This window comes from Micromonospora sp. WMMD1102 (genome assembly GCF_029626265.1).
Taxonomy (GTDB): Bacteria; Actinomycetota; Actinomycetes; order Mycobacteriales; family Micromonosporaceae; genus Plantactinospora.
Window position 1 is genome coordinate 4,515,629 of record NZ_JARUBN010000001.1, and the last position, 12,382, is coordinate 4,528,010.

A 12,382-nucleotide genomic window follows, 5' to 3' on the forward strand; every position below is an offset into this window, starting at 1 on the left:
GGCCCGCCACAAGCGGGGAGACCGACCGACCAGCCCGCCACCGACCAACCGGCCCGCCACCGCCGGGGACCGACCGACCGGTCGGTTACGGCCGGGCGGCGATGTCCCGGATCGCCACTGCCGCCTCCAGGGCGGCGGTGGTGGCCGCCCAGCCCTTGTCCTCGGCCGAGCCGGGCAGCCCGGCCCGGTCCCGGGCCTGCCCGAGGTCGTTCACCGTCAGCACACCGTGCGCCACCGGCCGCCCGCTGTCCAGCGCCACCCGGGTCAGCCCCTCGGTCACCGACTGGCAGACGTAGTCGAAGTGCGCGGTGGCACCCCTGATCACCACGCCGAGCGCCACCACGGCGTCGCAGCGCCGGGCCAGTGCCTGGGCCACCACCGGCAGTTCCACCGAGCCGGCCACCCGGACCACGAGTACGTCGTCCACCCCGCACGCCTTCGCCGCCGTGACCGCCCGGTCGACCATGTGGTCGGTGAGTTCGCCGTGCCAGCGCGCGGCCACCACCCCCACGGTCAGCCCGGACGCGTCCACGGTCGACAGTTCCGGCTCGCCGAAGCCCGCCATCCTCACGCCAACCTTTCCGTCATCTTCGCGAGTTCCGCCAGCTCCCCGGCGTCGGCCGGGGCCTCCAGCCCGTCCAGCAGGTGCCCCATCCGGTCCCGCTTGGTGCGCAGGTAGCGCACGTTCTCCTCGGTGGCCCGGACCGGCATCGCCTCCCGGCCGACCACGGTCAGGCCGTAGCCCTCCAGGCCGGCCCGCTTGGCCGGGTTGTTGGTGAGCAGCCGCATCGAACGGACCCCGAGGTCGTAGAGGATCTGCGCGCCGGTGCCGTAGTCGCGGGCGTCGGCCGGCAACCCGAGGTCCAGGTTGGCGTCGACGGTGTCCAGGCCGCGGTCCTGCAACTGGTACGCCTGGAGCTTGTGCAGCAGTCCGATCCCGCGCCCCTCGTGGCCGCGCATGTAGAGGACCACGCCCCGCCCCTCGGCGGCGACCCGGGCCAGCGCGGCGTCGAGCTGGGGGCCGCAGTCGCAGCGCAGCGAGCCGAAGACGTCCCCGGTCAGGCACTCGGAGTGCACGCGTACCAGCACGTCCCGGCCGTCGCCGAGATCGCCGTAGACGAGTGCGATGTGCTCGGTGCCGTCCAGCCGGGCCCGGTAGCCGACCGCCCGGAACTCCCCGTACCCGAGCGGCAGCCGGGTCTGCACGACCTGCTCGACGTCGGTCTCGGTACGCCGCCGGTAGGCGATCAGGTCGGCGATGGTGATCAGCGTGAGGCCGTGCTCGGCGGCGAACTTCGCCAGGTCGGGCAGGCGCATCATGGTGCCGTCGTCGTTGACCAGTTCGCAGAGCACCCCGGCCGGGCGGGATCCGGCGAGCCGGGCGAGGTCGACGGCCGCCTCGGTGTGCCCGGGACGGCGCAGTACCCCGCCGGCCTTGGCCCGCAGCGGCACCACGTGCCCCGGCCGGCTCAGCTCGGTGGCGTCGGTGGCCGGGTCGGCGAGCAGCCGGATGGTGTGCGCCCGGTCGGCAGCGGAGATGCCGGTGCTGACCCCCTCCCGCGCGTCCACGGTCACCGTGTACGCCGTACCCCGCTTGTCCTGGTTGGTGTGGTACATCGGCGGCAGTTCGAGGCGGTCGCAGTCCTCCTCGGTCAGCGGCGCGCAGATGTAGCCGGAGGTGTAGCGGACCATGAACGCGACGAGTTCCGGGGTGGCCCGGTCGGCGGCGAAGATCAGGTCGCCCTCGTTCTCCCGGTCCTCGTCGTCGACCACGACGACCGGCCGGCCCGCCGCGATCTCCGCCAGCGCCGCCTCGATGGTGCCGAATTCGGTCATGCCACTGCCTCCAGTCCGTCGACCGGCAGCCGTCCGCCGGTCGTCAGCAGTCGTTCGACGTACTTGGCGAGGACGTCAACCTCCAGGTTGACCGGCTCGCCGACACCCTTGCGGCCCAGCGTGGTGGCGGCCAGCGTGGTCGGGATCAGCCCGACCGAGAAGGTCTGCGGGGTCAGCCCGGCCACGGTCAGCGACACCCCGTCGACGGTGATCGAGCCCTTCTCCACCACATATCGGGCGAGGTCGGCGGGGAGGTCGAAGGTGACCGTCTCCCACTGCTCGGCCGGCTGTCGCGAGACGATCCCGGCGACCCCGTCCACGTGCCCCTGCACCAGGTGACCGCCGAGCCGGCTGCCCAGCGTGGCGGCCCGCTCCAGGTTGACCGGGTCACCGGTGCGCAACGCCCCCAGCGCGGTACGCCGGAACGTCTCGCCCATCACGTCGGCGGTGAAGGAGTCGCCGTCGACCTCGACCACGGTCAGGCAGACGCCGTTGACGGAGATCGAGTCGCCGTGCCGGGCGTCCGAGGTGACGACCGGGCCGCGGATCGCGACCAGCGCCGAGTCGGCCCCCGTGTCGTCCCGCCGGACCAGCTCGCCCAGCTCTTCCACGATGCCGGTGAACATCCTCAGCCCTCCGTCTTCCGGGGAAACGCGGTGACCCGCAGATCGGGGCCGACCGGTGTGATGTCGGTGAACTCCAGGTCGACGACCTCGGAGATGGAACGCGCACCGGCGTCGCCGAGCGCGGCCGGGCCGGCGCCGAGCAGCTTCGGGGCCAGGTAGCCGACCACCTTGTCGACCAGGCCGGCGGCGAGGAACGCGCCGGCCAGGGTCGGGCCGCCCTCCAGCAGCGCCGCCCGGACGCCGCGCCGGTAGAGCTCGGCGAGCAGCCGGGGCAGGTCGACCTGCCCGTCCGGGCCGGTGCCGACCTCCCTGGCGGTCGCCACCCAGGTGGGCGCGGCGCCGTCCCGGACCCGGGCGTCGGGCGGGGTACGTCCGGCGCTGTCCACCACCACCCGCAGTGGCTGGCGGATGGCGAGGGTGCCGTCGCGCAGGTTCCGCACGGTCAGTCGCGGGTCGTCGGCGAGTGCCGTGCCGACCCCGACGATCACCGCGTCGACGGTGCCGCGCAGCGCGTGCACGTCGATCCGGGCCGCCTCGGAGGTGATCCACATGCTGGTGCCGTCCGCCGCCGCGATCCGGCCGTCCAGGGTCGCCGCGTACTTCCAGATCAGGTACGGCCGGTTGCGGCGTACCGCGGTCAGCCAGGCCAGGTTGCCGGTCTCCGCCTCGGCGGCGCGTACCCCGACCTCGACCTCGACCCCGGCGGCGCGCAGCCGCTCGATCCCGCCGGTGGCGACCGGGTTCGGATCGGGCACCCCGATCACCACCCGGCGGACCCCGGCCGAGATCAGCGCCCCGCTGCACGGCCCGGTACGCCCCTGGTGGTCGCAGGGTTCCAGGGTGACCACGGCGGTGCCGCCCCGGGCCCGCTCGCCGGCCTGGGCCAGCGCGACGATCTCGGCGTGCGGACCGCCCGCGTAGGCGTGGAAGCCCTCGCCGACGACCTTGCCGTGCGGGTCGAGCAGGACGCAGCCGACCAGGGGGTTCGGGCTGGTCGTGCCCAGACCGCGGGCCGCCAGTGCGATGGCCCGGCGCATCGCCTCGTCGGCGGAGACGCCCCCCATGCCGTTTCCCTCTTCCTCGCCCGTCGTCGGTTACGCGCGGGCGGGGTGTGGGAGGGGTGCCGGCCGGTGGCCGGGCGTGCGGCGGCGGAGCGTGGGGACGGCAACGGCCGACCCCGGCGGACCACGGGTCGGCGCACACGCACCGGCCAGCGGACCCGTCCGTCCCGCGCGCTGTCTCCCATCCGGACTGTCTGGGTGCGGAAACTGCCCGCCCCCAACCGTCGGCCCCGGATTCTCACCAGGTCCACCGGGCGGCCGAGGCCGACCGGGTCGCGGGCTTACCGGGCTTGCGCCCGGATCACCGCCGGTTCGGAATTACACCGAGTCCCGCCAGCGCGTGGTGGGTACAGAACGAGTCTTACACGAATCCGGCGCCGTCGGGCCAGTGGGGCGACCGACCTCACAGCGGCGTGACCGCTGTCACTTCGCGCCGCGCCGCCGCTCCCCCGCGTCGGCCGCCGGTGCGCCCGGGGTACGCCGGCGGTCCATCGCCACGTACGACCCAGGCTGGCTCTTGGCCACCGTCTTCATCTCGGAGGCGGCCGCGATCACCTCCAGCGGGTCGGTGAACCGGCGATCCGGCACCGACAGCGAGACCCCGATGGAGAGGGTCACCAGGTGGGCCCGCTGGATGTTGCCGCGCCGGTCCTTCAGCTCGACGTAGCCGCGCTTGGCGTCCTCCGGGTCGTAGAGTTCGTCGGCGGTCTTCTCGAAGTCGACGACGGCCCGTTCGGTGAGCGGGCGGACCTGTTCGGGAGCGCAGACGATCACGAAGTCGTCGCCGCCGATGTGCCCGAGGAAGGCCGGTGGCAGCCCGACCGAGACCACCGCCCGGTGCAGGCTGCGGGCGAGCGCGCTGATGAACTCGTCGCCGCGCACGAAGCCGTACCGGTCGTTCACGCTCTTGAACCGGTCGATGTCGATGTAGCCGACCGCGTAGTCGACGCCGCTGCGTACCCGGTCGCCGATCTCCCGGCGGACCCGGGTGTTGCCGGGCAGGCCGGTCAGCGGGGAGACCTCGCGGAACTCCTTGTTGCGGCGCAGCGTGGAGCTGATCCGGGCGACGAGTTCGGCGGTGTCGAAGGGCTTGACCAGATAGTCGTCGGCCCCGGCGGTGAGCCCGTGCACCTTGTCCACGGTCAGGCCCTTGGCGGTCAACATGATCACCGGCAGTGCCGAGGTCATCGGGTTGGCCCGCAGCCGGCGGGTCAGCTCCAGCCCGTCGATCCGGGGCATCCGCAGGTCGACCACGGCCAGGTCGGGCCGGCGCTGCTCGATCACCTCCAGCGCCTCCTGGCCGTCGCTGGCCTGGGCCACCTCGAAGCCGTGCAGCCGCAGGTTGAACGAGACGAACCGGACGATGTCCTCGTCGTCGTCGACGACCAGGATCAGGTCGGGCCGCTCCTCCGCGACCCCGTCGACGGTCATCCCCGCCCTCCGCTCCGCACGGTCACGCCGACGGCACGGCGCGCTCGGCGAGCCGCCGCAGCTGGGTCACGGCGGCGGCCGGGTCGGCGGCGCCGTAGACGGCGGTGCCGGCGACGAAGGCGTCCGCGCCGGCCGCCGCCGCCTGCTCGATGGTGTCGGCCGCGATCCCGCCGTCGACCTCGATCCGCAGTTCGAGGTGGCCGGCGGCGACGTGCCGGCGGGCGGTCCGGACCTTGTCGAGCAGTTCGGGGATGAACCGCTGCCCCCCGAAGCCCGCCTTGATAGTCATGATCAGCAATGTATCGAAGCTGGGCAACAGGTCAAGGTACGGTTCGATCGGAGTGTCCCGGTCGACCGCCAGCCCCGCCTTCGCCCCCGCCGAGCGGAGGTCCTTGGCCAGCGAGACCGGGTTGTCGCACGCCTCGGCATGGAACGTCACGTTGTACGCACCGGCGTCGGCGTAACTCGGCGCCCACCGCCGCGGATCGTCGATCATCAGGTGTACGTCGAACGGCAGCGCGGTCACCGCCAGCAGGCTCTGCACCACCGGCAGCCCGATGGTCAGGTTGGGCACGAAATGGTTGTCCATCACGTCCACGTGCAGCCAGTCCGCCGTGGACTCCACCACCCGCACCTCGTCGGCGAGCCGGGCGAAGTCTGCGGCGAGGATGCTGGGCGCGACGATCGGCGCTGGTACGGTCACCGCGCCAGTGTACGAACGCCGGCCACCTCCGGCTCCGCTCACCCTCGGATCATGGCACCGTCGGCGAAGAACCGGTCCGGCGTGATCGGCAGGTCGCGCACCCGTACCCCGGTGGCGTGGTACACGGCGTTGGCGATCGCCGCCGCCGTACCCACGATGCCCAGCTCGCCGATGCCCTTGGAACCCATCGGGTTGACGTACGGGTCCTCCTCGGCGAGCGTGTGCACCTCCACGCAGCCGACGTCGGCGTTGGTGGCGATGTGGTACTCGGCGAGGTCGTGGTTGACCACGTGACCGAACCGGGGGTCGAGCACGCACCGCTCGTGCAGCGCCATCGACAGCCCCATCGTCATCCCGCCGAGCAGCTGCGACCGGCCGGTCTTCGGGTTGATGATCCGGCCGGCGGCGAAGACGCCGAGCAGCCGGGGCGCGCGTACCTCGCCGGTCGCCTCGTGCACCCGGACCTCGGCGAACTGCGCGCCGAACGCGTACATCGAAAAGCGCTCCCGCTCCGGGTTCTCCGGCATGTCGGCGCTCGCCTCGATCGGGTGCATCGGCGGGTCGGCGTGCTCGGCGGCCACCCGGGCGCGCAGCCGGCGGGCCGCCTCGACCACCGCGCTGCCCCACGAGGTCATCCCGGACGAGCCGCCGGCCGCCATCGCCGGCGGCAGGTCCGTGTCGCCGATCCGCAGCTCCACCCGGTCGACGGGTACCCCGAGGGCGTCGGCGGCGATCTGGCTCAGCGAGGTCCAGGTGCCGGTGCCGAGGTCGGCGGCACCGATCAGGACGACGTACCGGCCGTCCGGCTCCAGCCGGATCGTCGCCGCCGAGCCGGGCAGTTGGTAGACCGGGTACATCGAGGCGGCCACCCCGGTGCCGACCAGCCAGCCGCCGGCCGCCCGCCGCACCCCGGGCGTCGGGTCCCGGCCGGCCCAACCGAACCGGCGGGCCCCTTCGCGCAGGCAGGCGACCAGGTTGCGGGTGGAGAACGGCCGGTCCAGCTCCGGATCGCGGGGCGGCTCGTTGGCGATCCGGAACTCGACCGGATCCTGCCCGCAGGCGATCGCCATCTCGTCCATCGCCGACTCCAGCGCGTACATCCCGGTGGCCTTGCCCGGAGCGCGCATGATCGTCGGCACCGGCACGTCGAGCCGGACCATCCGGTGCGTGGTGCTGCGGTGCTCCGCCGCGTACATCACCCGGGTCGGCGTGGCGGTCTGCTCGGCGAACTCCTTGTGCCGGGCGGTCTGCTGCACCACCGCGTGGCTGACCGCGACCAGCCTGCCGTCCGGCCCGGCGCCGAGCCGGATCCGCTGGATCGACGGGGTGCGGTAGCCGACCTGGGAGAACATCTGCTGCCGGGTGAGCGCCAGCTTCACCGGACGGCCGGGCACGGCGAACGCGGCCAGGATCGCCAGCACCACGTCCGGATGGGTGTGCAGCTTGCCGCCGAAGGCGCCGCCGACGTGTGGCGAGATCACCCGGATCTGCTCCTCGTCGAGCCCGAAGAGGGTGGCCAGCGACTGGCGCAGCCGGTGCACGCCCTGGGTGCCCACGTGCAGGGTGAGCCGGTCGTCGACGCACTGCGCGATGGTGGCGTGCGGTTCCAGCTGGGCGTGCTGGTACCAGGGGGTGCTGTAGGTGGCGTCCAGGCGTACCGCCGCGCCGGCCAGCGCCGCCTCCGGGTCACCGTGCACGCTGTCGGTGGCGAACCCGCCGTTCATCGCCTCCGGGGGGTACCGGTCCGGATGGTCGGCGTCGAGTACGACGTCGTGCGGACCGGGCCGGTAGTCCAGCTGCACCAGGTCGGCGGCGCACCGCGCGACCTCCGAGGTCTCCGCCACCACCCCGGCGACGAACTGCCCCCGGTACGACACCTCGGGCGTCTGCAGGACGACCAGCTCCGGATCGTCGAAGGAGGCGATCCGGGCCGCGTTCTCGTGGGTCAGCACCGCCAGCACACCCGGCTCGCTCAGCGCCGCCTCGGCGTGCACGGCGACGATCTGGCCCACCGCTACCGTCGCCTGCACCGGAAACAGATAGGCCGGCCGGTCGACCGGGTGCTCGAAGGCGTACCGGGCCGTCCCGGTGACCTTCGCGGGTCCGTCGAACCGGTCCAGCGGAGTGCCGATGACTCGGACCGGCAGGGTCATCCCGTCCACACCTGCAATGTATGTAACCCGACGCCCCCGTCCACCCGCTTTCGCCGGAAGCGTCACCGCCCCCTCGTCGGGCGGACGGCGCGTCGCCGTTCGGAGGGCGGGCGGCGCGCCGCGCCAATCGCGGGCGGCGGTGCGCGTCGCCGGTCGTGGGCGGGTAGTGCGCGTCGCCGGTCGTGGGCGGGCGGTCAGTTCCGGCGCAGTACCGCCAGGAACATCGCGTCGGTGCCGTGCCGGTGCGGCCAGAGCTGCACGGTCGGGCCGTCGCCGAGACCGGGCATTCCGGCCGGCAGCAGCGGCCGGGCGTCGACGAAGTCGACCGACGCGCCGGAGCGCCGCGCCGCCTCGGTCACCGAGACGTGCGTCTCCACCACGTGCGGCGAGCAGGTCACGTACGCCACCACCCCGCCGGGACGGACCGCCCGCAGCGCCGCACCGAGCAACTCCCGCTGCAACCGGGTCAGCGCCGGCAGGTCGGACGGCTGGCGGCGCCAACGGGACTCCGGGCGACGCCGCAGCGAGCCGAGACCGGTGCAGGGCGCGTCGACGAGTACCCGGTCGAAGGAGTCCGCCGGCAGGTCCGGGTCGCGCCCGACGGTACGCCCGTCGGCGGTCAGCACGGTCACCGGCAGCCCGCGTACGGCCTGGGAGACCAGCCGGGCCCGGTGCTCGGCCACCTCGACGGCGGTCAGCCGGGCCCCCCGCTGCGCGGCCAGCGCGCCGAGCAGCCCGGCCTTGCCACCCGGCCCGGCGCAGAGGTCCAGCCAGCGTTCGTCGTCGCCGTCGAGTTCGGCGGCGGTGAGCGCGGCGGCCACCAGCTGGGAACCCTCGTCCTGGACGTGCGCCCGGCCGTCGGCCAGCGCCGCCAGCTCGCCGGGGGCACCGCCGGGCAGGTAGACCGCGTACGGCGAGAAGGCGCCCGGCGCCCCGCCCACCTCGTCGGCGACCTCGACCGCGTCGGCCCGGCCCGGCCGGACGCAGAGGTGCACCGCCGGGCGCTGGTTGTCCTCGATCAGCAGCCGGGTGGTCTCGGCCAGGTCGCCGCCGAGCGCCTCCGCGAAGGAGCGCACGATCCACTCCGGATGGCTGTAGGTGAGCGCCAGGTTCCCGACCGGATCGGTCTCGGCCGGCGGAGCCAGCTCGGTCAGCCAGGTGTCCAGGTCCTTGCCGGCCACCTCGCGCAGCACGGCGTTGGCGAACCCGGACGCCCCCGGGACGAGCGAGCGGACCAGGTCGACAGTTGCCGAGACGGCGGCGTGCGGCGGGACCCGGGTGTAGAGGATCTGGTAGGCGCCGAGCCGCAGCGCGTCCCGGGGCTGCGGGTCGATCCGGGCCACCTCCCGGCCGGCGGCGGCGGTGAGGATCGCGTCCAGGGTGCCCCGGACCCGCAGCGTGCCGTAGGTCAGTTCGGTGGCGAAGGCGGCGTCCCGGCCGTGCAGCCGCCGGTCGCGCAGGATGCCGGGCAGGACCAGGTTCGCGTACGCGTCGTCCCGGTGCACCGCCTCGATCGCCTCGTACGCCGCCTGCCGGGGCAGGTCCGCCGCCGGTCGCCCCGTCCGGGCCGGCCGCCCGTCGCGGTCCCGCCGGTCGCCGCCCCGTCCGGCACGTCCCCACTCGGGACGTCCCCGGTCGTCGCGTCCCCGCTCGGGACGTCCCCGGTCGTCGGGTCCCCGGTCGGTGCCGGCCCGGTCGGTACGGCGGTGCCCGGCACCGCCCGGTGCCCGGTCGTCGCGGTCCCGGCCGGCACCGGCCCGTTGGGTGCCGCCGACCTGTCCGGTAACGTCGCTCATCCGAACTGCTCCCCGGCCGCGACCCGGACGCCCCGGGCCCAGTCGGTCGCCGGCATGGCGCGCTTGCCGGCCGCCCGCACCTCGCCCAACTCCACAGGTGTGCTGGCGGTCCCGGCCAGCACCCGGCCCCGCTCCACCAGCAGCTCGCCGGGCTTGAGTTCAGGCCCGTTGCCGACCGGCCGCACCGGACCGAGCTTGACCCGGTCACCCCGGAAGGTGGTCCAGGCACCGGGTGCCGGAGTGGCCGCCCGGATCCGCCGGTCCACCGCGAAGGACGGCTCCGACCAGCGCACCTCGCCGTCCGTGACGGTCAGCTTCGGCGCCAGCGTCACCCCGTCGGCAGGCTGCGGGACCGCCCGCGCACTGCCCTGCCCGATCGCGTCCAGCACGCCGACCAGCAGCCCGGCGCCGCTGCGGGCGAGCCGCTCCAGCAGGTCGCCGGAGGTGTCGGTCGGACGGATCTCCTCGGTCACGGTGCCGAAGACCGGTCCGGTGTCCAGCCCGGCCTCCAGCTGGAAGACGCTGGCGCCGGTGAGCTGGTCGCCGTGCAGCACCGCGTGCTGCACCGGGGCGGCGCCCCGCCAGGCGGGCAGCAGCGAGAAGTGCAGGTTGACCCAACCGTACGTGGGGATCTCCAGTGCCTCCGGCGGCACCAGCGCGCCGTAGGCGACCACCGGCACGCAGTCCGGGGCGAGCGCGCGCAGCCGGTCGAGGAACTCCGGCTCGCGGGGCCGGGCCGGGGTGAGCACCTCGATCCCCCGCTCGTCGGCCCAGGCGCCGACGGGTGACCGGAGCAGTCCCCGGCCCCGCCCGGCCGGGGCGTCCGGCCGGGTCACCACGGCCAGCAGTTCGTGCCCGGAGGCGGCGATGGCGTCCAGGCTGGGCAGGGCGACGGCCGGCGTACCGGCGAAGATCAGGCGCACCGGCCGGTCACCGACCCAGACCGAACGGGCTGGCGGAACGCTCCGAGCCGCCCAGTCCCAGCTTGGCGGCGAACCCCTGGCGCCGGTTGGCCGGCGGGTCGTGCGGGCTGACCTTGACCACCGGCGGGGCGTCGGTGTCGTACCAGTCCGCCGCGCGGATCGCCTTCATCGCCTCCTTGCGCCCCTCGGCGTCGAGGCGGTCCAGGAAGAGCACCCCGTCGAGGTGGTCGGTCTCGTGCTGCACGCACCGGGCCATCAGTCCGGTGCCGACGATCTGCATCGGGTCGCCGTACTCGTTGAAGCCCTTGGCGACGACGTTGAGCCGGCGCTTGGTGTCGAAGTAGAGCCCGGGGATGGAGAGACAGCCCTCCGGGCCGTCCTGTTCGTCGGAGTCGGGAAACTCCAGCACCGGGTTGACCAGGTGCCCGAGCACGTCGTCGACGTCGAAGGCGAACACCCGCAGGCCCACCCCGAGCTGCGGCGCGGCGAGACCGGCGCCGCTCTGCTCCCGCATCGTGTCGGTCAGGTCGGCGACCAGTTTGCGCAGTTCGGCGTCGAAGTCGACGACGGGGTCGGCCGGGGTGCGCAGCACCGGGTCCCCGAACAGGCGGATGGGCTGGACGGTCACGCGGGACGGCTCCTTCACGGATGGGTTCGGTGGTGCCGCACCCAGTCTACGGGCGCGCCGGGCGACCGAGGGGCGAGCCGGGTCGGGCCGGACCGGAGGTCAGGACGGCACCCGGGCCGGCAGTGGCCCGGGTCACGATCGCGGTACTGTGCCGCCCGGCCGGAGTACCCGGCCCGACGGGCACTGCGACCGGGGAGGGCTGGTCAGGGCTGGGTGCCCGGCTCGCCGGCCAGTACGACGGCGTCGGTGCGCTCCAGGATGTGCTCGGGCAGCGGCAGCGCCGTACCGTGCGCGGCGTCCCAGTCGTAGATCACGCTCAGTCCGACCTCGGCCCGGAAGTACTCGATGGCGCTGAGCCCGCCGACCACCGGCTCGTCGCACTCGGCGACGAGTTGCCCCGGGACCAGCTTGAAGCCGTTGCGCAGCGCGGCGCTGAGCCGGCGGTGCCCGTCGACCACGAAGAACTTCTCGCCGGTGTAGCCGATCCGCAGCGGCTCCAGTGCCTCCTCGCCGGCCTGCCCGACCTGAGCGACGAAGTCCGACTCCCAGAGCCCGCGCAGCCCCTGGATCTCCTGGCTGGGGTAGATCCTGGCCGGGTCGAGCAGCAGCAACGGCGGGGTGTCCCGCAGGATCTGCTGGCCGAACGAGCCCTCGTAGGCGGCGATGACGTGCTCCACCACCTCGTCCGCCGAGGCTTTGGTGCTGTCGCAGATCAGGTCGTAGTTGCGCAGCTTCGCCTTGTCGACGCCGTACCGGACGAGGAAGCGGTTGCGCTCGCTCTCGCTGCGCTCCTGGAGCTTGGCCCGGGCCTCCTCGATCGAGGTGTAGCTCTCGGCCGGGCCGGAGGGCCGGGCCAGCACCCGGCGGGCCGCCTCGGTCGGCTCGGTTATCATGTGAATCTTCAGGGCGTCCTTGAAGAAGTGCCAGGCGAGCCGGCTGTCCACGATCAACTGCTCGCCGGAGTCGGCGATGTCCTGCTGGAGCTGGTCGACGTAGCCGTCGACCGCCTGGTCCAGCTCGGCGTGCAGGTTGAGCTGGAGCGCTGTCATCTGCCGCTGCTGGGCCATCTCGCGATAGAGGTCGCCCACACTCACCCGGCGCAGGTCGAGCCGCTTGGCGAGCTTGATGGAGACGGTGCTCTTGCCACTGCCGAGGTCACCGTTCAGGACGATCGACTGACGACCGGTCACGACCTACCCACCCCTGATCGCAGGTTTTCGATATT

Annotated in this window: 10 protein-coding genes and 1 pseudogene; all 11 read right to left on the reverse strand. The window is 73.7% G+C overall.

The genetic code is table 11. The features are described from left to right. Positions 1–85: 85 nt before the first annotated feature. Positions 86–565 carry a 6,7-dimethyl-8-ribityllumazine synthase gene (gene ribH, locus O7626_RS20145; protein ID WP_278066221.1) on the reverse strand — a complete coding sequence of 160 codons (480 nt, stop codon included), beginning with the start codon at positions 563–565 and terminating at the stop codon, positions 86–88. 2 nt (positions 566–567) lie between these two features. Beyond that, positions 568–1,836 carry a bifunctional 3,4-dihydroxy-2-butanone-4-phosphate synthase/GTP cyclohydrolase II gene (locus tag O7626_RS20150; RefSeq protein WP_278062711.1) on the reverse strand — a complete coding sequence of 423 codons (1,269 nt, stop codon included), beginning with the start codon at positions 1,834–1,836 and terminating at the stop codon, positions 568–570. Continuing rightward, complete coding sequence (locus O7626_RS20155) at positions 1,833–2,462, reverse strand: riboflavin synthase (RefSeq protein ID WP_278062712.1); 630 nt, start codon at positions 2,460–2,462, stop codon at positions 1,833–1,835. Before O7626_RS20155 ends, O7626_RS20150 begins: the two co-directional genes overlap by 4 nt. Positions 2,463–2,464: 2 nt before the next feature. Then, positions 2,465–3,526 (reverse strand): bifunctional diaminohydroxyphosphoribosylaminopyrimidine deaminase/5-amino-6-(5-phosphoribosylamino)uracil reductase RibD, encoded by a 1,062-nt coding sequence (gene ribD, locus O7626_RS20160; protein WP_278062713.1) that lies wholly within the window; start codon positions 3,524–3,526, stop codon positions 2,465–2,467. A gap of 420 nt (positions 3,527–3,946) precedes the next feature. Next, on the reverse strand, positions 3,947–4,954 hold the full coding sequence (locus O7626_RS20165; protein ID WP_278062714.1) for a response regulator: 1,008 nt from the start codon (positions 4,952–4,954) through the stop codon (positions 3,947–3,949). A gap of 22 nt (positions 4,955–4,976) precedes the next feature. Further along, positions 4,977–5,657 carry a ribulose-phosphate 3-epimerase gene (rpe, locus tag O7626_RS20170; RefSeq protein ID WP_278062715.1) on the reverse strand — a complete coding sequence of 227 codons (681 nt, stop codon included), beginning with the start codon at positions 5,655–5,657 and terminating at the stop codon, positions 4,977–4,979. Between the two features lie 38 nt (positions 5,658–5,695). Next, positions 5,696–7,810 carry a xanthine dehydrogenase family protein molybdopterin-binding subunit gene (locus O7626_RS20175; RefSeq protein ID WP_278066222.1) on the reverse strand — a complete coding sequence of 705 codons (2,115 nt, stop codon included), beginning with the start codon at positions 7,808–7,810 and terminating at the stop codon, positions 5,696–5,698. 194 nt (positions 7,811–8,004) lie between these two features. Continuing rightward, positions 8,005–9,606 carry a transcription antitermination factor NusB gene (locus tag O7626_RS20180; protein WP_278062716.1) on the reverse strand — a complete coding sequence of 534 codons (1,602 nt, stop codon included), beginning with the start codon at positions 9,604–9,606 and terminating at the stop codon, positions 8,005–8,007. After that, positions 9,603–10,529 carry a methionyl-tRNA formyltransferase gene (fmt, locus tag O7626_RS20185; protein WP_278062717.1) on the reverse strand — a complete coding sequence of 309 codons (927 nt, stop codon included), beginning with the start codon at positions 10,527–10,529 and terminating at the stop codon, positions 9,603–9,605. Before fmt ends, O7626_RS20180 begins: the two co-directional genes overlap by 4 nt. Positions 10,530–10,629: 100 nt before the next feature. Further along, positions 10,630–11,157, reverse strand: a pseudogene (gene def / locus O7626_RS20190) (peptide deformylase); the annotation flags it as partial. A 203-nt stretch (positions 11,158–11,360) separates the two neighbouring features. Next, positions 11,361–12,347 (reverse strand): AAA family ATPase, encoded by a 987-nt coding sequence (locus tag O7626_RS20195; RefSeq protein WP_278062718.1) that lies wholly within the window; start codon positions 12,345–12,347, stop codon positions 11,361–11,363. Positions 12,348–12,382 lie beyond the last annotated feature (35 nt).